This is a genomic window from Nocardioides sp. LHG3406-4, from assembly GCF_049897745.1.
In the GTDB taxonomy this organism is placed as follows: Bacteria; Actinomycetota; Actinomycetes; order Propionibacteriales; family Nocardioidaceae; genus Nocardioides.
On record NZ_JAFCWV010000002.1, the window covers coordinates 208469 to 230130 of the forward strand.

At 70.3% G+C, this 21662-nt stretch carries 23 protein-coding genes and 2 tRNA genes; 18 read left to right on the forward strand and 7 right to left on the reverse strand.

All coding sequences use genetic code 11. From position 1 onward, the window contains the following. Positions 1-3: 3 nt before the first annotated feature. Positions 4-846: an acyl-CoA thioesterase gene (locus tag ACP7BP_RS07010; RefSeq protein WP_426243842.1), complete on the forward strand. Its 843-nt coding sequence runs from the start codon at positions 4-6 to the stop codon at positions 844-846. Here ACP7BP_RS07010 and ACP7BP_RS07015 read toward each other — a convergent pair. Together ACP7BP_RS07015 and ACP7BP_RS07020 are read right to left on the reverse strand one after the other, a co-directional pair. Continuing rightward, entirely contained in the window at positions 830-1225 is a 396-nt protein-coding gene (locus ACP7BP_RS07015; RefSeq protein WP_426243844.1) for a globin, read from the reverse strand. The genes ACP7BP_RS07010 and ACP7BP_RS07015 overlap by 17 nt on opposite strands. Before the next feature lie 27 nt (positions 1226-1252). Then, complete coding sequence (locus ACP7BP_RS07020) at positions 1253-2308, reverse strand: mechanosensitive ion channel family protein (RefSeq protein WP_426243846.1); 1056 nt, start codon at positions 2306-2308, stop codon at positions 1253-1255. A gap of 130 nt (positions 2309-2438) precedes the next feature. On the opposite strand from ACP7BP_RS07020, the gene ACP7BP_RS07025 reads away from it, so the two are divergent. Next, entirely contained in the window at positions 2439-2822 is a 384-nt protein-coding gene (locus tag ACP7BP_RS07025; protein ID WP_426243848.1) for a hypothetical protein, read from the forward strand. Beyond that, positions 2809-3192, forward strand: a complete 384-nt coding sequence (locus ACP7BP_RS07030) for a DUF5130 family protein (protein ID WP_426243850.1) — start codon at positions 2809-2811, stop codon at positions 3190-3192. Before ACP7BP_RS07025 ends, ACP7BP_RS07030 begins: the two co-directional genes overlap by 14 nt. A gap of 3 nt (positions 3193-3195) precedes the next feature. Here ACP7BP_RS07030 and pepN read toward each other — a convergent pair whose 3' ends face one another. Continuing rightward, entirely contained in the window at positions 3196-5739 is a 2544-nt protein-coding gene (gene pepN / locus ACP7BP_RS07035) for an aminopeptidase N (RefSeq protein WP_426243852.1), read from the reverse strand. Positions 5740-5886: 147 nt separating this feature from the next. Between pepN and ACP7BP_RS07040 the strand changes: the two genes are divergently transcribed. Beyond that, entirely contained in the window at positions 5887-6486 is a 600-nt protein-coding gene (locus tag ACP7BP_RS07040; protein WP_426243854.1) for a DsbA family protein, read from the forward strand. A gap of 87 nt (positions 6487-6573) precedes the next feature. Here ACP7BP_RS07040 and ACP7BP_RS07045 read toward each other — a convergent pair whose 3' ends face one another. Next, entirely contained in the window at positions 6574-7254 is a 681-nt protein-coding gene (locus ACP7BP_RS07045; RefSeq protein WP_426243856.1) for a GOLPH3/VPS74 family protein, read from the reverse strand. 52 nt (positions 7255-7306) lie between these two features. Here ACP7BP_RS07045 and metG point away from each other — a divergent pair, with 52 nt between their 5' ends. Both metG and ACP7BP_RS07055 read left to right on the forward strand, forming a co-directional pair. Beyond that, complete coding sequence (gene metG, locus ACP7BP_RS07050; RefSeq protein WP_426243858.1) at positions 7307-9100, forward strand: methionine--tRNA ligase; 1794 nt, start codon at positions 7307-7309, stop codon at positions 9098-9100. A gap of 3 nt (positions 9101-9103) precedes the next feature. Then, positions 9104-9868 (forward strand): DUF3626 domain-containing protein, encoded by a 765-nt coding sequence (locus tag ACP7BP_RS07055; RefSeq protein WP_426243860.1) that lies wholly within the window; start codon positions 9104-9106, stop codon positions 9866-9868. 57 nt (positions 9869-9925) lie between these two features. On the opposite strand, the gene ACP7BP_RS07060 is transcribed toward ACP7BP_RS07055, so the two are convergent. After that, positions 9926-10282, reverse strand: a complete 357-nt coding sequence (locus tag ACP7BP_RS07060) for a DUF2568 domain-containing protein (protein WP_426243862.1) — start codon at positions 10280-10282, stop codon at positions 9926-9928. A 27-nt stretch (positions 10283-10309) separates the two neighbouring features. Here ACP7BP_RS07060 and ACP7BP_RS07065 point away from each other — a divergent pair, with 27 nt between their 5' ends. The 8 genes from ACP7BP_RS07065 (at position 10310) to tig (ending at position 15894) form a co-directional block, all read left to right on the forward strand. Further along, a complete protein-coding gene (locus tag ACP7BP_RS07065) occupies positions 10310-10879 on the forward strand; it encodes a hypothetical protein (RefSeq protein ID WP_426243864.1) in 570 nt (189 codons plus the stop codon). 3 nt (positions 10880-10882) lie between these two features. Then, positions 10883-11662, forward strand: a complete 780-nt coding sequence (locus ACP7BP_RS07070; protein ID WP_426243866.1) for an MBL fold metallo-hydrolase — start codon at positions 10883-10885, stop codon at positions 11660-11662. Positions 11663-11684: 22 nt separating this feature from the next. Further along, on the forward strand, positions 11685-12200 hold the full coding sequence (locus ACP7BP_RS07075; protein WP_426244774.1) for a ribose-5-phosphate isomerase: 516 nt from the start codon (positions 11685-11687) through the stop codon (positions 12198-12200). Next, positions 12193-13056 (forward strand): Fpg/Nei family DNA glycosylase, encoded by an 864-nt coding sequence (locus ACP7BP_RS07080; RefSeq protein WP_426243868.1) that lies wholly within the window; start codon positions 12193-12195, stop codon positions 13054-13056. Before ACP7BP_RS07075 ends, ACP7BP_RS07080 begins: the two co-directional genes overlap by 8 nt. Then, complete coding sequence (locus ACP7BP_RS07085; protein WP_426243869.1) at positions 13053-14144, forward strand: PP2C family protein-serine/threonine phosphatase; 1092 nt, start codon at positions 13053-13055, stop codon at positions 14142-14144. The genes ACP7BP_RS07080 and ACP7BP_RS07085 overlap by 4 nt, the downstream gene beginning before the upstream one ends. 118 nt (positions 14145-14262) lie before the next feature. After that, positions 14263-14336: transfer RNA gene (locus ACP7BP_RS07090), tRNA-Gly, on the forward strand. Positions 14337-14369: 33 nt separating this feature from the next. Beyond that, positions 14370-14442: transfer RNA gene (locus ACP7BP_RS07095), tRNA-Pro, on the forward strand. A 57-nt stretch (positions 14443-14499) separates the two neighbouring features. Next, positions 14500-15894: a trigger factor gene (gene tig / locus ACP7BP_RS07100; RefSeq protein WP_426243870.1), complete on the forward strand. Its 1395-nt coding sequence runs from the start codon at positions 14500-14502 to the stop codon at positions 15892-15894. A 63-nt stretch (positions 15895-15957) separates the two neighbouring features. Here tig and ACP7BP_RS07105 read toward each other — a convergent pair whose 3' ends face one another. Further along, positions 15958-17067 (reverse strand): sulfite oxidase, encoded by a 1110-nt coding sequence (locus tag ACP7BP_RS07105; RefSeq protein ID WP_426243871.1) that lies wholly within the window; start codon positions 17065-17067, stop codon positions 15958-15960. 29 nt (positions 17068-17096) lie between these two features. Then, the gene (locus ACP7BP_RS07110) at positions 17097-17933 is read right to left on the reverse strand and encodes an aldo/keto reductase (protein WP_426243872.1); all 837 of its coding nucleotides are present in this window, start codon (positions 17931-17933) and stop codon (positions 17097-17099) included. 148 nt (positions 17934-18081) lie between these two features. Between ACP7BP_RS07110 and ACP7BP_RS07115 the strand changes: the two genes are divergently transcribed. The 4 genes from ACP7BP_RS07115 to ACP7BP_RS07130 all read left to right on the forward strand — a co-directional run bounded on the left by ACP7BP_RS07115 (position 18082) and on the right by ACP7BP_RS07130 (position 21660). Next, a complete protein-coding gene (locus ACP7BP_RS07115; RefSeq protein WP_426244775.1) occupies positions 18082-18711 on the forward strand; it encodes an ATP-dependent Clp protease proteolytic subunit in 630 nt (209 codons plus the stop codon). A gap of 2 nt (positions 18712-18713) precedes the next feature. Next, positions 18714-19322 carry an ATP-dependent Clp protease proteolytic subunit gene (locus tag ACP7BP_RS07120; RefSeq protein WP_426243873.1) on the forward strand — a complete coding sequence of 203 codons (609 nt, stop codon included), beginning with the start codon at positions 18714-18716 and terminating at the stop codon, positions 19320-19322. 149 nt (positions 19323-19471) lie between these two features. Then, positions 19472-20755 carry an ATP-dependent Clp protease ATP-binding subunit ClpX gene (gene clpX, locus ACP7BP_RS07125; protein WP_426243874.1) on the forward strand — a complete coding sequence of 428 codons (1284 nt, stop codon included), beginning with the start codon at positions 19472-19474 and terminating at the stop codon, positions 20753-20755. A 128-nt stretch (positions 20756-20883) separates the two neighbouring features. Beyond that, complete coding sequence (locus tag ACP7BP_RS07130) at positions 20884-21660, forward strand: hypothetical protein (protein ID WP_426243875.1); 777 nt, start codon at positions 20884-20886, stop codon at positions 21658-21660. Positions 21661-21662 lie beyond the last annotated feature (2 nt).

The following is a 21662-nucleotide window of genomic DNA, read 5'->3' on the forward strand; positions in this document are numbered from 1 at the left end:
CCGATGCGGTGGGCCGATCTGGACCAGCTCGGCCACGTCAACAACGTCGTCTACGTCGACTACCTCCAGGAGGCGCGGGTCGACATGATCCGCACCCACGTGCCCGCGAGCCGCCCGGAGGGCACCCAGCTCGCGGAGGGCGTCGTCGTGGTGCGGCACGAGGTCACCTACCTCGCTCCACTGACGTTCCGCTTCCGCCCCATCCGCATCGAGTGCTGGGTCACCGAGATCCGGGCCGCCTCGTTCACCGTCGGCTACGAGGTCTTCGACCAGGACGACGACGGCCGGCGTACGACCTATGTGCGGGCCACCACGGTGCTGACGCCCTACGTCTTCGCGACCGAGCGTCCCCGTCGGCTCAGTGAGTCAGAAGGCGAGATCCTGTCGCGCTTCCTGGAGCCGACCGAGAAGCGACAGCGCATCCGCGTCGCCTCGCCTCCCGAGGAGACCCGCCGGCACTATCCGCTGCACGTGCGCTTCTCCGACGTCGACGTCTACGGTCACGTCAACAACGTGAAGTACTTCGAGTACTTCCAGGAGTCCCGCTTCCGGCTGATGTCCGAGCTCACCGGCGGGCTGCCCGACCCCGACGGGCGCCCGGCGGTCGTCGTGGCGCAGACCGACGTCGACTACCGCATGCCGATCCTCTTCCGGGAGCAGGCGTACGACGTGTGGTCGCACGTCTCCCACGTCGGCAGCCGGTCGTTCACCGTCGAGTCGGAGATCCGTGACGGCGAGTCCCTGCTCTCGCGGGCACGCATGGTCCTGGTGTGGTTCGACCCTCGGGCTCAGCGGTCGGTCGAGCCGTCCGAGGAGTACCGCGCCCTGCTCACTCGAGCGAGTTGACCATGAACTGCGCGGCGTGCGTGACGTAGTCCCAGAACCTCGAGTCCTGCTCGGGCGTGAGGGCCGCGGCGTCGAGGCCGGCGCGGAAGTGCAGCAGCCAGCGGTCCCTGGCCAGGGGCGTCACGGCGAAGGGCGCGTGTCGCATGCGGAGCCGCGGGTGGCCCCGCGTCTCTGAGTAGACCGTCGGCCCGCCCCAGTACTGCATGAGGAAGAGGCGGAAGCGGTCGTTGGCCGGTCCCAGGTCCGCTTCGGGGTAGAGGGGACGCAGCACGTCGTCCTCGGCGACCCCGGCGTAGAACGTGTCGACGATCGTCCGGAAGGTGGGTTCGCCGCCGATCTCGTCGTAGAAGCTGGCGGCTGGCTCAGGGGAGGAGGACATGGTGCCTCCATTGTGCCCGGTCGCCGGTCACTGCTTCTCGTCGGCCGGGGGCACCGGGTCCGCCGCGACCGGGTTGAGCGGCATGTCGAGGCGCGAGACGAGTCGGTGCGGCATCTCGATGCCCTCGTGGTCGAACCTGGCCTTGATCCGCTCGCGCATGGCGCGGGCGACGGCCCACTGCTCCATGGGCGCGGTCTTCAGCGTGACTCGCACGTTGACCGAGTCGGCTGTCATCGACTCAACCCCCCACACCTCGGGCTCCTCGATGATCAGCCCGCGGAACTCCTCGTCGTCCCAGAGGTCGTGAGCGACCTCCTTGAGCACCTGACGCACCTTGGTGAGGTCCTCGCCGTATCCGACGGCCACGTCGAGCACCGTGCGCGCCCAGTTCTGGCTCATGTTGCCGACCCGGACGATCTCGCCGTTCCGGACGTACCAGACAGTGCCGTTCACGTCGCGCAGCCGCGTCACCCGCAGGCTCACCGCCTCGACGGTGCCGTTGGCCTCGCCCAGGTCGACGACGTCGCCGACGCCGTACTGGTCCTCGACGATCATGAAGATGCCCGACAGGAAGTCCTTGACCAGGCTCTGGGCACCGAAGCCGAAGGCGACACCGAGGATGCCGGCGCTGGCGATGATCGGCGCGATGTCGACGTTCAGCTCGCTGAGCACCATCGTGCCGAACACCGCGAAGACGACGCCGCTGATGATGCTGTTCAGCAGGCTGCCCATGGTCTTGGAGCGCTGCACGCGCCGGGTGGAGGTCACCAGGTCGTGCGACCGCTCGTTGCTCCGCCCCAGCCGGGCGCGACCGCCGACCACCCGCGAGAGCCGGTCGGGCACCATGCCCTCCTCCGCCCGCCGGACCACCCGGTCGACCAGGCGGTGCAGCAGCCAGCGCACGAACAGTCCGAGCAGGATCAGGCCGAGGATGGCCAGTGGAGCCCCGATCAGGATGTCGGCGGTGTCGGCGGCCTGCTCGCTGCCGGTCGCCTGGCGCACCCATCCGCAGACGATCTCCCCGCTCTGGCAGTCGCCGGAGGGGAGCAGAGACGTGGGCAGGTGCCCTGACTGTGGGACCAACTGGGGAGGCGAATGGGACACGGACTGGAACAGCACGGACATGGCGCCCAGTATGGCGACCACGAGACAGGTGACCGAGTCGACCCGGTCAGGTGCCAGGTCCGGGCACAGGAGCCGATATCCTCTCCCCGTGACCATGCACACCTCTCCCACCCGCCGGACCGTCCGCCGCGCCTGCGTACTCGTCGGCGGTCTCGCCGCGGTCGCGCTGACCGCTCAGCCGGCCGTCGCCGACGTGCCCGAGGGATGGTCCGAGGTGGAACCCGTCTCACCGCTGCACGCGCTGCTGCTCCTGGGCGGGGTGCCGCTGGTCCTGTTCCTGCTGATCGTGCTCGCGGTCTACGTGCCGGCGCTCGCCCGGGGCGAGCGGCTCGCACCCGGAGCCGCACCCATCGACGACGAGTGGTTCGGTGGCCCCCGGCCCGGGACCGCCGAGCTGACCGGCCCCACACACGACGCGGCCGGCGACAGGCCCCGCGAGACGGAGACCGGTGGGGCCAGTGGCAGCTGGTGAGCTGACCGCGCGTCAGCGCGCCGAGATCGACAGGGCGATCCGCTCGGCGGAGCAGACCTGCCGCTTCGAGTTCTCAGTCTTCCGCGGCATCGCCCAGGGAGACCCCGCTGGATACGCTCGGGCGCTGCACGCGGCGCTGGTGGCTCCCTCGCACAGCGTGCTGATCCTGGTCGACCCGACGGTGCGCGCCCTGGAGGTCGTCACCGGAGCCGACGTACGCCGGCACCTCCCCGACCGCGAGGTCGAGCTCGCGGTCCTGGCCATGCAGTCCGCGTTCGCGGAGGGTGACGAGGTCGGTGGGCTCAAGCGCGGCATCGCGATGCTCGCCGAGCACGCCGTCCCCCAGCAGACCCTGCACGCGGAGGCCTGAGCCTCAGCCGGCATCCTTCGCCCGCGCGACCAGGGCACGTGCCATGTCGGCCCGGCCCTCCCTGACGTAGCGCTTGGCCGCCGGGTTGGCCGAGGAGCTCTCCAGCCACTCGTCGATCCTGGCCAGGGTCTCCGGGGAGATCAGGGGCATCGGGAACATCAGCTCCAGTGCCGTGGACGCCCGCTGCACGCCCTTCTCCTCCCAGATCGTGTCGGCGATCGCGAGGTACTTCTCGAGGTAGGGCTCGAGCAGGTGGGCCTGGCTGGCGACCGGGAAGGCGGCGGCGATCTGGCGCTGCGTCTCGTTGGGCACGTCGTCACGCTCGATCGCGTCGTGCCAGGCCTGCGCCTTGGCCTCCGGGGTCGGCCGGACGGTCAGCGCCATCGCCGCGTGCTCCTGGCCGGAGATCGTGGTGTCGCGGGTCAGCTCGTCCTGGATCCGGTCGGCGTCGGCGCGGCCGTTGGCCGACAGGCTGGTGAGGAGGGTCCAGCGCAGGTCGGCGTCGACCTCCAGGCCCGGCACCACGACCGAGCCGTCGAACAGGCCTTCGATGAAGTCGACCGCGTCCTCGGAGTGGGCGGCCGACGCGTAGGCCCGGACGAAGGCCAGCTGGTGGTCGGAGCCCGGCTGAGCGCGCTCGAGCAGGCCGCGCAAGCCTTGCTCCCAGGTGGCCCTGAGCTGGTCGCGGTGCTCGGGTGCCGCGTAGTAGTGCACAGCGGTCCGGGCGTAGACCGGCAGCCGGCTGACGGCGGTGAGGTCCGTCTCGGTGCCGATGCCCCGCAGCACGAGAGCGACGAAGTCGGTGGCGCGCGTCTCGGCATCGCGCGTCATGTCCCAGGTGGCGCCCCAGAGCAGGGCACGGGCCAACGAGTCCTCGACCTTGTCGATGTAGGCGACCGCGGTCGCGAGCGATCGCTCGTCGAGGCGGATCTTGGCGTAGGTGAGGTCGCCGTCGTTGAGGAGCACAAGGTCGGGCTGGGCATGACCGACGAGCTCGGGGACCTCGGTCGACTCGCCCTCCACGTCGACCTCCACCCGGTGGCGCAGGGCAAGGGAGCCCTCGACGACGTCGTACAGGCCGATGCCGATGCGGTGGCGGCGGATGGTGGGGAACTCCGGCGCCGCGCACTGGGCGACCTTGAAGGCCGTGAAGGCGCCCTGGTCGTCGACCTCGAACACCGGGGCCAGCGTGTTGACCCCGGAGGTCTGCAGCCACTCCTTGGCCCAGGAGTCGAGCTCGCGGCCGGAGGCCTGCTCGAGCGACGTCAGCAGGTCGGAGAACTCGGAGTTCCCGAAGGCGTGTGCCTTGAAGTAGGCGCGCAGGCCCTCCATGAAGGGGTCCAGGCCCACCCAGGCGACGAGCTGCTTGAGGGTGGAGGCGCCCTTGGCGTAGGTGATGCCGTCGAAGTTGACCTCGACCGCCTCGAGGTCGTAGTTGTCGGCGGCGATCGGGTGCGTCGAGGGCAGCTGGTCCTGGCGGTAGGCCCAGTTCTTGCGGGCGTTGGTGAAGCCGGTCCAGGCCTCGGCGTACTTGGAACCGACGGCCATGGCGTGGTGGGAGGCCCACTCGGCGAACGACTCGTTGAGCCAGAGGTCGTCCCACCACTTCATGGTCACGAGGTCGCCGAACCACATGTGGGCCATCTCGTGCAGGATCGTGTTGGCGCGCTGCTCGTAGAAGGCGTGGACCTGGCGGGAGCGGGGGAGGTACTCGTCGCGGAACGTCACGCAACCGGCGTTCTCCATCGCTCCCATGTTGTATTCGGGAACGTAGAGCTGGTCGTACTTGCCGAACGGGTAGGGGAAGTCGAAGGCCGTCTCGAAGTAGTCGAAGCCCAGCCGGGTGACCTCGAGCAGCTCGTCGATGTCGAGGTGCTGCTTGAGCGACTGGCGGCAGTAGTGGCCGAGGGCGATGTCCCCGAACTTGCCGGAATAGGTGTCGAGGACCTCGTGGTACTCACCGGCGACGAGGGCGGTGATGTAGGTCGACATCCGCTCCGTGGGTGGGAAGTTCCACACGGCGTTGCCGTCGGGGAGCGGGACCGGCTCGGGCGTCGGTGCGTTGGAGACGACCTTCCAGTGCGCCGGGGCGGTGACGTTGAACGTGAAGCAGGACTTCAGGTCGGGCTGCTCGAACGTGGCGTAGACGCGGCGCGCGTCGGGGACCTCGAACTGGCTGTAGAGGTAGACCCGCTGGTCCGCTGGGTCGACGAAGCGGTGCAGTCCCTCGCCGGTGCGGCTGTAGGGGCAGTCGGCCCGGACCACCAGCGTGTTGTCGCGGGCCAGGTCGTCGAGCTGGATGCGGCTGTCGGCGTAGACCGTGTCCGGGTCCAGCGACCGTCCGTTGAGGGTGATCTCGTGGACCCTCGCGCCGACCAGGTCGACGAACGTCGACGATCCGGCTCCGCCAGCGGTGAACCGGATCGTCGTGGCCGACGAGAACGTCGTCTCACTCGTCGTCAGGTCCAGATCGATCGTGTAGGACTCGACCTCGAGGAGCTCAGCCCGAGCAGCGGCCTCGTCGCGGTGGAGATTCGTGCCTGCCATGCGGCGCATCCTCTCATCTGTCATCAGGGACAGCGAATCGGTCGCGAGTGAAATGTCGGGGGTCCTGACGTGTCGCACGACACCGCCGACCGGCCCGGTTCCGTTCCGCCGACAGCGGTCTGTGGGCCTGGTGGTTCACTTGGAACCATGACGAATGCCGACTTCTGGTTCGACCCGCTGTGCCCGTTCGCCTGGATCTCCTCGCGGTGGATCCTCGAGGTCGAGCAGGTCCGCGACATCTCCGTGACCTGGCACGTGATGAGCCTCGCCTACCTCAACCGCGACAAGGACATCCCCGACGAGTACCGCGAGATGCTGAAGCCCGCCTGGGGCCCGGTGCGGGTCTGCATCGCCGCCGAGCAGAAGCACGGTCGGGAGGTGCTGCTCCCGCTCTACACCGCCATGGGCAACCGCATCCACAAGGGCGGCGAATCGCTCGACCGCGACATGATCGCGGGCGCGCTGGCCGAGGCCGGCCTGGAGCCCGAGCTCGTCGACGCGATGGACGACCCGTCGTACGACGACGCCGTGGCCAAGTCGCACCACGAGGGCATGGACCAGGTCGGTGACGACGTGGGCACCCCGACGATCGCGATCGAGGGAGCTGCCTTCTTCGGCCCGGTGCTGAGCAAGATCCCGCGCGGCGAGGAGGCCGGCCAGCTCTGGGACGGCTGCGTGGCCGTGGCCAAGGTGCCCTACTTCTACGAGCTCAAGCGCTCGCGCACGGGCGACCTCGACTTCAGCTGAGGCGCTCGGCTTCGAGGCTCGTCGCTGGCGCTCCTCACACCTCAACCAGCGCGCGAAACGCCTGGCTGTGCCGCCGGCTGAGCCGGCTCACGAGCTGATCACCGCCGCCGACGTGGCGGCGGTGACGGCTGCGCTGGTGGCGGCGACCGACGCGGCGATGGCGTCCTTGACGGCCTTCGCCGCCCAGGCCCCCTCCGAGATCTGCTTTGCGCGCGCCTTCACCTCGCCGGCCGGCATGCCCCGGCGGTCGATGATCCTGTGCGCCTGCCCGATGGCGTGCAGCAGGGCGATCAGCGCGCCGGTGCGCTCGTCGGGCGTCACGCCCTGGAGAAGAGAGGCCTCGATCGCGCGGCGGACGGCCTGCTCGTGCGTCGAGTCGGCGCTCGGCCAGGTCGTGTGCGGGAACAGGCCCAGGATCCGCCCCTCGCGGCGCTCGAGGATCCCGCGCTGCTCGAGGCGCATGAGCAGCGCCTCCTTGACACCCTTGCCGAGCCGGTTGACGGCCTCCTGGGCGGAACGCTCCTTCTCCGCGACCAGGCTGAGGGCGTCGGCCAGCACCGGGTCGCTGAGGGTGGCACCGGGTCGCACCCGCACCTTCGCGCTGTGCCAGAACCCCTCCTTGTCACCGACCTCGACGGCGTCGGCGAGGGCGAGCTCGATGAGCAGGCCACCGCCCAGGATCGTCTGGGCGTGGGAGCCGGCCGTCATGCTGCCCTTGTCGTCGTCGAGCAGGAGCAGCAGGAGGTCCTCGGCGATGAGAGTGCTCATGGCGCCACCCTAGGCAACGAGCGGGTGGCCCCGTCGCCATAGGATCCCCCGCATGAGCAAGGTCTTGTCAGCCGTCGCCTGGCCGTACGCCAACGGCCCGCGCCACATCGGCCACGTGGCCGGCTTCGGCGTGCCCTCCGACGTCTTCAGCCGCTACATGCGGATGGCCGGCCACGACGTGCTCATGGTCTCGGGCACCGACGAGCACGGCACCCCGATCCTGATCGCCGCCGACGAGGCGGGGGTGCCGCCGCAGGAGCTCGCCGACCGCAACCACCGGCTGATCGTCGAGGACCTGGTCGGGCTCGGGTGCAGCTACGACCTCTACACCCGCACCACCACGCGCAACCACCACGCGGTCGTGCAGGCGATGTTCACCGGCGTCTACGAGAACGGCTACTTCCTCGAGCAGACGACGTACGGCGCGGTCTCGCCCTCGACGGGTCGCACCCTGCCCGATCGCTACATCGAGGGCACCTGCCCGATCTGCGGGTACGACGGCGCTCGCGGCGACCAGTGCGACAACTGCGGCAACCAGCTCGACCCGCAGGACCTGAAGAACCCCGTCTCACGCATCAACGGCGAGACGCCGGAGTTCGTGGAGACCCAGCACTTCTTCCTCGACCTGCCGGCGCTGGCCGAGGCGCTGGGGGAGTGGCTCGACGAGCGCGAGGCGACCGGCACCTGGCGGCCCAACGTCATCAAGTTCAGCCAGAACATCCTCAAGGAGATCCGGCCGCGGGCGATGACGCGCGACATCGACTGGGGCATCTCGGTGCCCCTGGACGGCTGGCGCGACAACCCGACGAAACGGCTCTACGTCTGGTTCGACGCCGTCATCGGCTACCTCTCGGCGTCGATCGAGTGGGCGCGCCGCAGCGGCGACCCCGACGCCTGGCGCGAGTGGTGGAACGACCCCGAGGCGTTGTCCTACTACTTCATGGGCAAGGACAACATCACCTTCCACAGCCAGATCTGGCCGGCCGAGCTGCTGGCCTACAACGGCAGGGGCAGCAAGGGCGGCACCCCGCACGTGCTCGGCACGCTCAACCTGCCGAGCGAGGTGGTGAGCTCGGAGTTCCTCACGATGGAGGGCCGGAAGTTCTCGTCGTCGAAGAAGGTCGTGATCTACGTTCGCGACCTCCTCGAGCGCTACCAGGCCGACGCCTTCCGCTACTTCGTGGCGGCGGCCGGCCCGGAGAGCCAGGACGCCGACTTCACCTGGGCGGAGTTCGTGCAGCGCACCAACTCCGAGCTGGTCGCCGGCTGGGGCAACCTCGTCAACCGCACCGCCACCTTGATCTCGCGGAACTTCGGCGAGATCCCGGCCACCGGGGCGCTCACGGGCGACGACGAGGCCGTGCTCGCCGCCACCGAGGCCGCGTTCGGCACGGTCGGCGACCTCATCGGCCGCAACCGCATGCGCCAGGCGATCACCGAGGCGATGCGCACGGTCGGAGAGGTCAACAAGTACGTCTCCGACTCCGAGCCGTGGAAGCTCAAGGAGCCGGCCGACCGGGAGCGGCTCGGCACGATTCTCGCGGTCACCGCGCAGTGCGTCAGCGACCTCAACACGGTGCTCTCGCCGTTCCTGCCCTTCTCGGCGAACGCCGTCGACCGGACGCTGGGCGGCGCGGGTGACGTGCAGCCGCTGCCGCGCATCCAGGAGGTCGACGACCTCGACGGCGGACCGGGCTACCCGATCATCACCGGCGAGTACGCCGCGGCGCGCGCGTGGCGTCGTACCCCCCTCGTGGCGGGCACCCCGATCCAGCCACCGACCCCGGTGTTCACCAAGCTCGACCCGGCCGTCGTCGACGAGGAGCTGGCCCGGCTCGCGGAGTGAGTCGTGGACGGCCCCCGGATCACCGTCGCGTTCCACCCCGACTGGCCGTTCCGGGGCGGTCTGGTCCTGGACGCGCTGGCTCGCGACGGTGTCTACCTCAGCCAGTTCGCCACCGGCTCCTCCAACGGCGGTCTGACGGCGCACCCCGGCGGCGACCGATGGCGCTGGGAGTGCCGGCTCTTCGGCGGCCGGTATGACACAGCCGCGTCCGACGCCCGCCCGGTGTACGGCGCGCTCGATGACCGACGCGACCCTTACGGAGCCAGCCCGCGCTTCGGGTCGGCGTACCTCCGACTGCGTCCCGAGGTCACCGGGCGGACGTCGTTCTGCTTCCCGGACTCCGTCTTCGAGCCCGATGCAGTGGCCGGCCCTGAGCGGATCACGGACCTGGTCGCCATGCGCGACGCTGCCGGGCACGACGCGCTCGACGACTACGTCGAGGCCCACGTGCACGGTGGTCTGCGGCTCGGCATGGATGTGGAGGCGCTCGTGCTGGACCCCTGCTTCCGCGGCACCGCCGTCTCCGAGGCCGCCGAGAGGGCGGGCTGCCCGGTGGAGTGGCACCCGGGCTACTCGGTGCTCACGGCTGGGCTGGATGATGCCTACCGCGGGCCTGAGCACGTCGCGCTGGCCAGGTCGCTGGGCGAGGCACTGACGCCCGACATCATCGGGAGTGCTGCCCGGGCGGGGGAGCACGACCCCCAGGCGTTGAAGAAGGTCTGGCACCTGCTGGCCCGCTTCGGCCGGCGGCAGGACCCCGACGGCTGACCTGGGCTCTGCTACCAACCCGTGTAGGCAAGTCATGTTGATCGCCGGGAGGGTGCCCTAGTCCCGCCGGCTCACGGTGTCCTCGGCGAGGGTCCGGATCGACGACAGCTGAGCCACTGCGTTGATGACGACCGAGAAGGCCAGCAGGGCGACCGCCCAGCCGTGATGGTCGGCCACCCACAGGCCCCACGACGCAGACCCGAAGACCAGCACCTTCACGACCGGCCGCACCACCCGGCCGCCGTACGGCGCCTTCGGGGAGGCGAAGGCCCACCAGACGACGACGACCAGTGTCGGCGCGAGGACGGCACTGGCAACGCCGTGGGCGTGCGCACCCCAGATGCCGGCCGCGACGGCGGCGAGGACCTCGTCTAGGAAGACGAGGACGAGGACCGACCAGCCGAGGGAGCTCATGGCACCAGTCTGCCTAGGCTGTGCCGCATGACCGCACAGATGCACCTGCCCCAGTTCTTCGTGAAGCAGAAGCTCACCATGATGGTGAACCGCTACGAGGTCTTCGCGCCGGCGCCGGGCGGCGGCTACGGACAGCTGATGGCGTTCGCGGAGCAGAAGCGCTTCGCCTTCAAGGAGCAGGTCACCTTCTACGCCGACTCGACCCGCACTCGGCCGGTCTTCGGGTTCAAGGCACGCGCGGTGATGGACCTCAACGCGGGCTACGACGTCACCGACGAGACGGGCGCGTCGCTGGGGTTCTTCCGCAAGGACTTCGGCGCCAGCCTGCTGCGGTCGACGTTCCACGTCGAGGGTCCCGGCTACGCCGGCACCGGCCAGGAGCGGAACATGGCCATCGCGCTGATCCGGCGCTTCACCGATGTCGACTTCCTGCCGATCCACTTCGACTACGTCTCGAGCGACGGAGCCCCACTGATCTCCGTCAGCAGGCAGATGAGCATCGGCGACCGCTACACCGTCGACGTGCCCGACCCGCGAGTCGACTTCCGGGTGGCGGCGGCGGTCGCGGTCGCCATGGACGCCCTGATGGCGCGCTGAGCCATGGCCGAAGGGAGCAGCCGCCTGGTCGTGCTCGGCTCCAGCGGGGCCTGGCCCGGCGCAGGGCACGCGTGTAGCGGCTACGTCCTGGAGCACCAGGGCTTCCGGGTCGTGCTCGACCTCGGCTACGGCACCGCCGTGCGCCTGCTGGACCACCTCGGATCGCACGCCGGCGACGGCGTCGACGCGGTCGTGATCAGCCACGCGCACGCCGACCACATGGGGGACCTGCACGCCTTCTTCCGGGCGCGGCACTTCGGCGCCCCGGCGGCGCCCGCCATCCCGACGTACGCCCCCCAGCAGGTGCGCGACCAGCTGTGGGAGGTCCAGTCCATCGACGGTCCCGACGACGGTGCCATGGACCGGGTCTTCACCTGGCACCAGCTGCCGTCCGCGGCGTACCCGGTGGGGCCCTGGCGGCTGGAGTCGGCGGGCCTGCCGCACTACGTCACCAACGCGGGCGTCCGCCTGGTCTCCGACGACCTGGTCGTGGCCTACACCGGCGACACGGGGCCGTCCCCCGCGCTGGCCGAGCTCGGCCGCGACGCCGACCTCTTCGTCGTCGAGTGCACCGACTACACGCAGCTCGCCGAGCCGAAGAAGGAGCAGCTGCACCTCAACGCCCGCACGGCGGCGGAGGCGGCCCGCGACGCCGGGGCGAAGCGCCTCCTCCTCACCCACTTCTGGCCGGGGGTCGACCGCGAGCGGACAGCGCGCGAGGTCGCGCAGACCTACGACGGCGAGGTGCTGGTCGCCTCCGAAGGCATGGTCATCGCCCTCTGAGGTGGATGCGAAGATGTCCGCCATGCGCGTCCACCTGGGTTCCGACCACGCCGGCCTCGAGCTCAAGGAGCACCTCAAGGGGTGGCTCCACGACCACGGCTACGAGCCGGTCGACTACGGCCCCTTCGTCTACGACGCCGTCGACGACTACCCGGTGTTCTGCCTGCGCGCGGCCGAGGGCGTGGCCCGCGAGCGCGCCGACGGTGGCGACGCCCTCGGGGTCGTCATCGGCGGCTCCGGCAACGGCGAGCAGATGGCCGCCAACAAGGTGGCGGGGGTACGCGCTGCGCTGGTCTGGTCGGAGGAGACCGCCGCTCTCGCCCGCGAGCACAACGACGCCAACGTCGTCAGCGTCGGCGGGCGGATGCACTCCGTCGACGACCTGACCCGCTTCGTCCAGGTCTTCCTCGAGACCTCCTTCAGCGGCGACGAGCGGCACGTACGCCGCATCGGTCAGCTCACGACGTACGAGACGAGTGGCGAGCTGCCCAGCCTCCCCGAGACCGCACTCGGTGCGGGCCAGGACAGCGATGCCTGAGGGGCACACCCTCAGGAAGCTGGCGAACGACCTCACCAGCGCGTTCGCCGGCTCGCTGGTGCGCGTCAGCAGCCCGCAGGGCCGGTTCGCCGCCGACGCCGCCGCCCTCGACGGCGCCCTGCTCGTCGGAGCCGACTCGGCCGGCAAGCACCTTTTCGTGGAGTTCGCGGGGGAGCGCTTCGTGCACGTCCATCTCGGCCTGATCGGCTCGTTCGACGTGCGCACCGGTGTCGATGTGGTCGGCGCACCGGTCGGGCAGGTGCGGCTGCGGATCGAGCGGCCCACGGCGTACGCCGACCTGCGCGGCGCCACCCAGTGCGACCTGGTCGGCCTCGCCCGGCGCGACGAGATCGTCGGGCGCCTCGGCCCCGACCCGCTGCGCGCCGACGCCAATCCCGGGCGGGCCTGGCAGCGCATCAGCAGGAGCGGTCGCCCCGTCGGGGACCTGCTCATGGACCAGGAGGTGCTGGCGGGCGTCGGCAACGTCTACCGCGCCGAGGTGCTGTTCCGGCACCGCATCCACCCGCTGCGTCCCGGCCGGACCCTGCGCCGAGGCCAGTTCCAGGCGATCTGGGACGACCTCGTGGAGCTGATGGCCGAAGGGGTCCGCACCGGTCGCATCGACACCGTCCGACCCGAGCACACCCCCGAGGCGATGGGTCGCCCGGCGCGCAGGGACGACCACGGCGGCGAGGTCTACGTCTACCGGCGGACCGGGCAGCCGTGCCTGGTCTGCGGCACCGCCATCCGCACCGAGGTGCTCGTCGGGCGCAACCTCTTCTGGTGCCCGCAATGTCAGCGCACGTTCCGGTCGCGGGCCGTAGGCTCCGCGCAGGTGGAACGAGGGACGAGATGACTGACAACCGCTCCGGCCGGCTGATGCCGCCCCGATCGGCGCGCAGGCGCTGGCGGGCCCTGACGCGGGCCGAGGGCGCTCACCACCTCGGCTGGCTGGTCGTCGTCACGCTCCTCCTCACCGCGGTGATCGTGAGCTTCCCGGACTACGCGCCGCTCCTGCTGCTCGTCGTCCCGCTCGTCCTCTCCAGCATCCTTCTCGGCCCTCGGCACCTGCCGTGGTTCGTGGTCTTCGTGCTGTTCTTCCTGGTGGTCGCGCTGGTCAACCAGCCGACGCTCAACATCCGGGTCGTGGTCGGCGTCGTCGTGATCTTCGGGCTCGCCCTGATCGTGCTGCTCGGCTCGTTCCGCCGGTCGCGGCTTGGCGTCGCGGGCCTGATGGGCGAGGCCATGCTGGTGGACCTGCGCGACCGCATCCTCAAGCAGGGCCGCATCCCGCCCCTGCCCGCCGACTGGTACGTCGGCAGCGAGCTCCGGTCGGCCGGCGGTACGGCGTTCGCCGGGGACTTCGTGGTGGCGTCGCGCTCCGCCGCGGGGGACCGTCTCGAGATCGCCGTGGTCGACGTGTCCGGGAAGGGGGAGCAGGCCGGCACCCGGGCCCTGCTGCTGTCGGGCGCCTTCGGGGGGCTGATGGGAGCGCTGCCGCCCGACGAGTTCCTGCCGTCCGCCAACACCTACCTGCTCCGGCAGGACTGGGACGAGGGCTTCGCCAGCGCCATCCACTTCTCGCTCGACCTGCGCACGGGCGACTTCGTGATCCGCTCGGCCGGCCACCCGCCGGCCGTCTGGCTGGCCGCCGGCACCGGGAGGTGGTCGGTCCTGCCGAGCTCGGGTCCGCTCCTGGGCCTGATCGACCAGGCCGAGTTCGAGTCGGTGGCCGGCTCCATGGCCCGCGGCGACGTGATCCTGCTCTACACCGACGGCCTGGTCGAGTCGCGGGGGCGCGACATCTCCTCGGGCATCGACAAGATGATCGGACAGGCCGAGCGCGTGCTGCGCGGCGACTTCCGCAACGGGGCCGCCAGGCTGATCGACACCCTGGGCTCGCCCGACGACGACCGGGCTCTGCTCTTGGTGCACCGGCGCTGAGCTCCGCCTCGCAGCGGGCGGCGGGCCGGGCCGACCGCCTCGGTTGGGGTCCGCGCCGGTCGATGTGGCACCATGACAGCGCACAAATTCCCGCTCGGACGAGGGCGGGCCGGTGCGCGCGGATGTAGCTCAATGGTAGAGCTTCAGTCTTCCAAACTGACTACGCGGGTTCGATTCCCGTCATCCGCTCCAAGGCTGGTCCGACGCACGTCGGACCCGACTTGGCGGGGCGTAGCGTAGTGGCTAGCGCGCCTGCTTTGGGAGCAGGAGATCGCAGGTTCGAGTCCTGTCGCCCCGACAGTTGCCCAACAGCTGCACCGACTTCATGCACCACCCATTCAGAAGGAGACAACCTGTGAAGAGCGCCGTCGAGACCTTGAGCCCGACCCGGGCCAAGCTGACCGTCGAGGTGCCCTTCGAGGAGCTCAAGCCGAGCCTCGACGCGGCGTACAAGAAGATCGCCGGGCAGATCAACGTGCCCGGGTTCCGCCGCGGCAAGGTGCCCCCGGCCGTGATCGACCGCCAGGTCGGCCGCGGCGCGGTCCTCGACGAGGCGATCAACCAGGTGCTTCCCGAGAAGTACATCGAGGCGCTCAAGGAGAACTCCCTCGAGCCGCTGGCCCAGCCCGAGATCGAGGTGACCAAGCTCGAGGACAACGAGACCCTCGAGTTCACCGCCGAGGTCGATGTGAAGCCCGAGTTCGACGTGCCGGCCTACGACGGCATCGAGGCCCAGGTCGAGGACGTCGAGGTCACCGACGCCGATGTCGAGGAGCAGGTCCAGGCGCTGCGTGAGCGCTTCGGCACCCTCCTGGATGTCGAGCGCGCAGCCGCCGACGGCGACTTCGTGACGATCGACCTCGTCGCGTCCGTCGACGGCGAGACCGTCGAGGGCGGTGAGGTCTCCGGCATGTCCTACAAGGTCGGTCGCGGGGGCATGCTCGACGGCCTCGACGAGGCGCTGGTCGGCATGGCCGCCGGCGACTCCAAGACGTTCCCCTCGCAGCTCGTCGGCGGCGACCTGGTGGGCCAGGACGTCGACGTGACCGTCACCGTGTCCGCCGTGCAGCAGCAGGAGCTGCCCGAGGTCGACGACGAGTTCGCCCAGCTGGCCTCCGAGTTCGACACCGCCGAGGAGCTCACCGCCGACGTGCGCGAGCGGCTCGGCCGGGGCAAGCGCCTCGAGCAGGCCGCGGCCGCCCGGGACGCCGTCTTGGAGGCGCTGCTCGAGAAGACCGAGATCCCGCTGCCGGAGACCCTGGTCGCCGACGAGCTCAACGCGCGCCGGGAGAACGTCGAGCAGCAGCTCGTCTACTCCGGCATGACCATGGAGAAGTACCTCGAGGACGAGGGCCAGACCACCGAGGAGTTCGAGGCCGACCTCGAGCGCCGGGTCCGCGAGGCCGTCGCTGCTCAGTTCATCCTCGACGAGGTGGCGAAGAAGGAGGAGCTCGGCGTCGAGCAGGACGACCTCTCCCAGCACCTGGTGCGTCGCGCCCAGCAGTCCGGGCAGGACCCGCAGGAGTTCGCCAACCACATGTTCGAGCACAACCACATCCCCGAGCTCGTGCAGGAGATCCTGCGCGGCAAGGCGCTGGCGACCATCGTCGAGTCGGCGCGCGTCACCGACGCCTCGGGCAACGTGGTCGAGCTCAAGAACCTGCGCCCGGACGGCACCATCGGCGAGCCGGAGGCCGATACGGCCGACCTGGCCGCTGAGGAGCCGGCGGAGGAGCCTACCGAGTCCTGACCGCCGCGAACCCCCACGGCCACCACCGACCCGTCGCACGCAGTGCGGCGGGTCGGTGTCGTCTCAGCTCCCTCGCCCGGGCACCACGACGAGCACCGGCTGGTCGGCGTTGTTGGCGAACCCGCCCCGGTTCCACGCGGGGTCCAGGCGCTGCACCCGGCCGGAGCCGTCGTACGCGCGGGCGCGGAGGCTGTGCTCGCCCGGCTCGGCCTCCCACGGGATGTCGAACGCCCGCCAGGCCCAGCGGCCGAGGTCGGGTCCGAGCCCGGCCTCGCGCCAGGTCGTGCCGTCGTCGGTGCTCACCTCGACGCGCTCCACCGGCGCCCAGCCCGACCACGCCCGGCCACGCAACGTCGTGGGTCCGGGGCGTACGACGCGGGTGCGGGTCATGAAGTCGGGGAAGCCCGGCGGCTCGACCAGCGCCCGGGGCTCGATGCGGCTGACCGGCTCGCCTTCGTCGCCCGCCTCCTGCCTCAACCGGTAGGCCCGGTTCTGGAAGCCGGCGAAGGGCTCGGTCGCCACGGTGATGCGGTGCAGCCACTTCACGTTGCCCATGCCGTACCAGCCGGGCACGACCAAGCGCACCGGGAACCCGTGCTGGGGCGGCAGGGGAACGCCGTTCATCTCGTGCACCACCAGAGCGTCCGACGCCGCGGCGTCAGCCAGCGAGAGGCCGCGCTGGTAGTCCTGCTCCGTGCCCCGCTCGATGCCATGGTCGAGACCGGTCAGGACGAGGTCCGTGGCCTCCTCGGCGACCCCGGCCCGTTCGAGGAGCAGCGCGAGCGGGACGCCGGTCCAGTCGGCGGTGCCGACGGCGCCGTTGAGCCACGGCTGGCTGAGTGGCCGGGGGATCAGGGCGGCCCGGCCGTTGCCGGCGCACTCCATCGTGACGCGCACCGTCTGCGCCGGCATCGCCCGGAGGGCAGCCAGGTCGAGCTTCAGTGGTCGCTCGACCGCACCGTCGACGTCGAGCCGCCAGGTCGAGGGGTCGACGTCGGGGATGTCGTAGTGCGTCAGCACGTAGTGGGAGCCCGTGGGGGTGACATCGTGCCGCAGGAGCTCCATCGGCAGGGCGTGGTTGCGGGAGGCCAGCCTCAGCTCGTCGATCGTGATGCCCTCGTCGGGCGCGGCCACGCGGCCGGGAGCCCGCAGGCTGTCGAGTCCGTCGCTCATCACGCCAGCATCCCACCCGAGGTGGGCCCCTACATCTCCTCGTGGGTCTCGGGGTCGCCGCCGAAGAGCCGGCCGTCGGGCCGGCCGAGCGCGGTGATGGCGTCCATCTCGTCCTTGGTGAGCTCGAAGCCGAAGACGTCCAGGTTCTCGCGCTGGCGGGCCGGGGTGGCGGACTTCGGGATGGGTACGGCGCCGAGCTGGACCTGCCAGCGCAGGATCACCTGGCCCGGCTGCACGCCGTGCGCCTCGGCCGCGTCGGCCACCGGCGGCTCGGCGAAGGGAGCCTGCCGCTTGCCCAGCGGGCTCCACGACTCCGTGCGGATGCCGAGCCCCTCGTTGACCGCGCGCATCTCCTGCTGGGGGAAGTAGGGGTGCAGCTCGATCTGGTTGACCGCGGGAGCGACCCCGGTCTCGTCGAAGACCCGGCGCAGGTGGTCCGCGGTGAAGTTGGAGACGCCGATGCTGCGCACGAGGCCCTCGCGCTGGAGGTCGACCAGGGCACGCCAGGCCTCGGCGTACCTGCCCTGACCGGGGTTCGGCCAGTGGATGAGGTGCAGGTCGAGGTGATCGAGGCCGAGCCGCTCGAGGGACTCGTGCGTCGAGCTGATGGCGTCGTCGTAGCCGTGGTGGCGGCCCGGGATCTTGCTGCACACCACGAGCTCGTCACGGGGGACGCCGGCGCGGCGGATGGCCTCGCCGACCTCGCGCTCGTTCTCGTAGTTCACCGCGGTGTCGATGAGGCGGTAGCCGACCTCGAGCGCGGAGACGATCGCGGCGATGCCGTCGTCGCCCCTGAGCGGGTAGGTGCCGAATCCGATGGCGGGCAGGGACTGGCCGTCGTTGAGCTCGTGGGTGGGGATGTCCATGTCGGCCACGCTAGAGCACGGCGTGACCCCTGCGCCCGGCCCCGGGCCGCCTTGTGCGCTGTCGGCGAACACAGGCTCCCATCGCGTGGAAGTGTCCTTCCTTCGGGCTAGGGTCACAGGCGTGAACCAGAACCCCAGCTCCCCTGCGATGAATGGCGGCCAGGCGTCGTACGGCCTCGACGACCACATCTACCAGCGACTGCTGCGCGAGCGGATCGTGTTCCTCGGCTCCGAGGTCCGCGAGCAGAACGCGAACGCCATCTGCGCCCAGCTGCTGCTGCTCTCGGCCGAGGATCCCGACGCCGACATCTTCCTGCACATCAACTCGCCCGGTGGCTCCGTGGATGCCGGCATGGCGATCTACGACACCATGAACTACATCCCCAACGACGTCGCGACCGTCGGCATGGGGCTGGCGGCCTCGATGGGCCAGTTCCTGCTCTGCGCCGGCACCAAGGGCAAGCGCTACGCCCTGCCGCACGCGCGGATCATGATGCACCAGCCGTCGTCCGGCATGGGTGGCTCCGCCTCCGACATCAAGATCCAGGCGCAGCAGTCGCTGCACATCAAGAAGGTGCTGCTCGAGCTCATCGCCCAGCACACCGGCCAGGAGCTCGACCAGGTCGTCGCCGACGCCGACCGCGACCGTTGGTTCACCGCCGACCAGGCCCTCGAGTACGGCCTGGTGGACAAGGTGATCACCAGCGCCCGCGAGGCCGCCGACCAGGGCCGCCCGGCCCGCAACTCCGACGCCGACCCCGCTGCCAAGAAGGACTGAGCATGAACTACTACATCCCCCAGTGGGAGGAGCGGACGTCCTACGGCTTCCGCCGCATCGACCCCTACGCCAAGCTCTTCGAGGAGCGCATCATCTTCCTCGGGTCGCCCATCTCCGACGACGTGGCGAACGCCGTGATGGCGCAGCTGCTGTGCCTGGAGACGATGAATCCCGACCAGGACATCAGCATCTACATCAACAGCCCCGGCGGCTCGTTCACCGCGCTGACGGCGATCTACGACACGATGCGCTTCATCAAGCCCGACGTGCAGACCGTGTGCCTGGGCCAGGCGGCCTCGGCGGCCGCGATCCTGCTGGCGGCCGGCACCCCCGGCAAGCGGCTGGCGCTGCCCAACAGCCGGATCCTGATCCACCAGCCCTACACCGAGGGCACGTTCGGCCAGACCTCCGACATCGAGATCCAGGCCAACGAGATCCTCCGGATGCGCGAGCTGCTGGAGAAGATGATCGCCGAGCACAGCGGCAAGGATATCGACCAGGTCAGCCGCGACATCGAGCGCGACAAGATCCTGACGGCCGAGCAGGCGGTCGACTACGGCCTGATCGACGCCGTGCTCGAGCCCCGAGCCGGGGTCGCCGCGCTCTCCTGAGCGCAGCACAAGTGCACAAGACAGCATCGCAGCACCAGTTGGAAGCCGCCTCGTGTCCGGCCCCGCTCCGGGGCCGGCTCGGGGTACCGTCTAGGAGTTTGCAGCACGACTGCCGGGTCTTCCCCGGCCGGACCGGAGGATGATCGCCCGTGGCTCGAATCGGTGACGGCGGCGACCTGCTGAAGTGCAACTTCTGCGGGAAGAGCCAGAAGCAGGTCAAGAAGCTCATCGCCGGACCCAACGTCTACATCTGCGACGAGTGCATCGAGCTCTGCAACGAGATCATCGAGGAGGAGCTCGCCGAGGGCACCGAGCTCGGCCTCGAGGAGCTCCCCAAGCCACGCGAGATCTTCGAGTTCCTCAACTCCTACGTCATCGGCCAGGAGCACGCCAAGAAGTCGCTGGCGGTGGCGGTCTACAACCACTACAAGCGCGTGCAGGCGGGGCTCACCCTGGCCAGCGGCAAGCACACCAAGGACGACGCGGTCGAGGTCTCCAAGTCCAACATCCTGGTCATCGGTCCCACCGGCTGCGGCAAGACCTACCTCGCCCAGACGCTGGCGCGGATGTTGAACGTGCCGTTCGCGATCGCCGACGCCACCGCCCTCACGGAGGCCGGCTACGTCGGTGAGGACGTCGAGAACATCCTGCTCAAGCTCATCCAGGCCGCCGACTACGACGTCAAGAAGGCCGAGACGGGCATCATCTACATCGACGAGATCGACAAGGTCGCCCGGAAGGCCGAGAACCCCTCCATCACCCGCGACGTCTCCGGTGAGGGTGTCCAGCAGGCGCTGCTGAAGATGCTCGAGGGCACCACCGCCTCGGTCCCGCCCCAGGGCGGTCGCAAGCACCCGCACCAGGAGTTCATCCAGATCGACACGACGAACATCCTGTTCATCGTGGGCGGCGCCTTCGCCGGGCTCGAGCACATCGTCGAGCAGCGCGTCGGCAAGAAGTCGCTCGGCTTCACCGCCGAGGTCCGCGGCCAGGCCGAGCGCGACGCCGAGGACATGATGGCCCTGGTGCGCCCCGAGGACCTCACCAAGTTCGGCCTGATCCCCGAGTTCATCGGCCGGCTGCCGCTGATCGCGAGCGTGAGCAAGCTCGACAACCAGGCGCTGGTCCAGATCCTCACCGAGCCGCGCAACGCGCTCGTGAAGCAGTACCAGCGCCTCTTCGACATGGACGGCGTCGAGCTCGAGTTCACCGAGGGGGCCATCGCCTCCATCGCCGACAAGGCGCTCGAGCGGGGCACCGGTGCCCGTGGCCTCCGGGCGATCATCGAGGAGGTGCTGCTCCACGTGATGTACGACGTCCCCTCGCGCGGGGACGTCGCCAAGGTGATCGTGACCCGTGAGGTCGTCGAGGACGACGTGGCGCCGACGCTGGTGCCGCGCGAGTCCGAGGCCAAGAAGAAGAAGTCGGCCTGACCCGACCCCGGCCGGTGCCTGCCTGTCGGCCAGCACCGCCTAGTCACTTCTAGTCATTTCGCCCGGATCGCCTCGCGTCGGCGCCCCGACCCCTGGACACTGGTCCAGTCCGGGAGGGGGGCATTCGAATGAGCGTCGAGCACAAGCGGCCGTTGTACGCGTTCGCCGTACTCGCCATCGTGTGTGGCATCTTCCTGGGCCACGCCCTGCGCTCCGACGCCCTCGTCGGCGTCTTCCAGACCGTCGTGGCCGCGGCGCCCGCCGCTCCTGCGAGCCGCCTGATCGAGGAGCCCGCGCTGGCCCTCTCGGCGCCGCCGGCCGGGGAAGCCGCCCGCCGGGCACCCGAGGCAACGCACCCACCCGCCCGGACCGCTGACCAGCATGGCCGGAGCGGAGGCGGCACCGGCCGCTCCGACGACCGCCGCGGTCCGTCGACGGACGCGCCCCCGCCCACGGACCCGCCCGGCGACACCACCGGTGACGCGGACCCCCCGGTGACGGTCCCGAGCGAGGAGCCCGTCCCAACGCAGCCCCCGGTGGTCACGATCCCCGACCCGGTGGACCCGGCGGCCACGCGGGCTGACAAGCCCGTGAAGGCGCCCAAGGCGCCCAAGGCACCCAAGGATTGGGTCGCCAACCGCCCCACGACGACTGCTGAGGACGTCGGGGCTGTCACTGACAAGGCCGCCCAAAAGGCTGTTGAGAAGGCCGCCAAGGACATGGCGAGGAACGCCGCGGACGCCGCCAAGGCCGCCGAGGACGCCGAGATCGCCGCCCAGGAGACAGCAGAGAAGGCAGCCCAAAAGGCTGCAGAGAAGACTGCAGAGAAGGCAGCCCAGGACGACGACCTGCGCACGGCCGGGCCGCCCGACGTGGCCGAGCCGAAGGACGCCTGGCTGCCGTAGCC

Coding starts and splice junctions, on each gene's coding strand:
- ACP7BP_RS07010 (WP_426243842.1), top strand. CDS start 4: ATGCGGTGGGCCGATCTGGACCAGCTCGGCCACGTCAACAACGTCGTC.
- ACP7BP_RS07015 (WP_426243844.1), bottom strand. CDS start 1,225: ATGTCCTCCTCCCCTGAGCCAGCCGCCAGCTTCTACGACGAGATCGGC.
- pepN (WP_426243852.1), bottom strand. CDS start 5,739: ATGGCAGGCACGAATCTCCACCGCGACGAGGCCGCTGCTCGGGCTGAG.
- ACP7BP_RS07040 (WP_426243854.1), top strand. CDS start 5,887: ATGACGAATGCCGACTTCTGGTTCGACCCGCTGTGCCCGTTCGCCTGG.
- ACP7BP_RS07045 (WP_426243856.1), bottom strand. CDS start 7,254: ATGAGCACTCTCATCGCCGAGGACCTCCTGCTGCTCCTGCTCGACGAC.
- metG (WP_426243858.1), top strand. CDS start 7,307: ATGAGCAAGGTCTTGTCAGCCGTCGCCTGGCCGTACGCCAACGGCCCG.
- ACP7BP_RS07060 (WP_426243862.1), bottom strand. CDS start 10,282: ATGAGCTCCCTCGGCTGGTCGGTCCTCGTCCTCGTCTTCCTAGACGAG.
- ACP7BP_RS07065 (WP_426243864.1), top strand. CDS start 10,310: ATGACCGCACAGATGCACCTGCCCCAGTTCTTCGTGAAGCAGAAGCTC.
- ACP7BP_RS07070 (WP_426243866.1), top strand. CDS start 10,883: ATGGCCGAAGGGAGCAGCCGCCTGGTCGTGCTCGGCTCCAGCGGGGCC.
- ACP7BP_RS07075 (WP_426244774.1), top strand. CDS start 11,685: ATGCGCGTCCACCTGGGTTCCGACCACGCCGGCCTCGAGCTCAAGGAG.
- ACP7BP_RS07080 (WP_426243868.1), top strand. CDS start 12,193: ATGCCTGAGGGGCACACCCTCAGGAAGCTGGCGAACGACCTCACCAGC.
- ACP7BP_RS07085 (WP_426243869.1), top strand. CDS start 13,053: ATGACTGACAACCGCTCCGGCCGGCTGATGCCGCCCCGATCGGCGCGC.
- ACP7BP_RS07105 (WP_426243871.1), bottom strand. CDS start 17,067: ATGAGCGACGGACTCGACAGCCTGCGGGCTCCCGGCCGCGTGGCCGCG.
- ACP7BP_RS07110 (WP_426243872.1), bottom strand. CDS start 17,933: ATGGACATCCCCACCCACGAGCTCAACGACGGCCAGTCCCTGCCCGCC.
- ACP7BP_RS07115 (WP_426244775.1), top strand. CDS start 18,082: ATGAATGGCGGCCAGGCGTCGTACGGCCTCGACGACCACATCTACCAG.
- ACP7BP_RS07120 (WP_426243873.1), top strand. CDS start 18,714: ATGAACTACTACATCCCCCAGTGGGAGGAGCGGACGTCCTACGGCTTC.
- ACP7BP_RS07130 (WP_426243875.1), top strand. CDS start 20,884: ATGAGCGTCGAGCACAAGCGGCCGTTGTACGCGTTCGCCGTACTCGCC.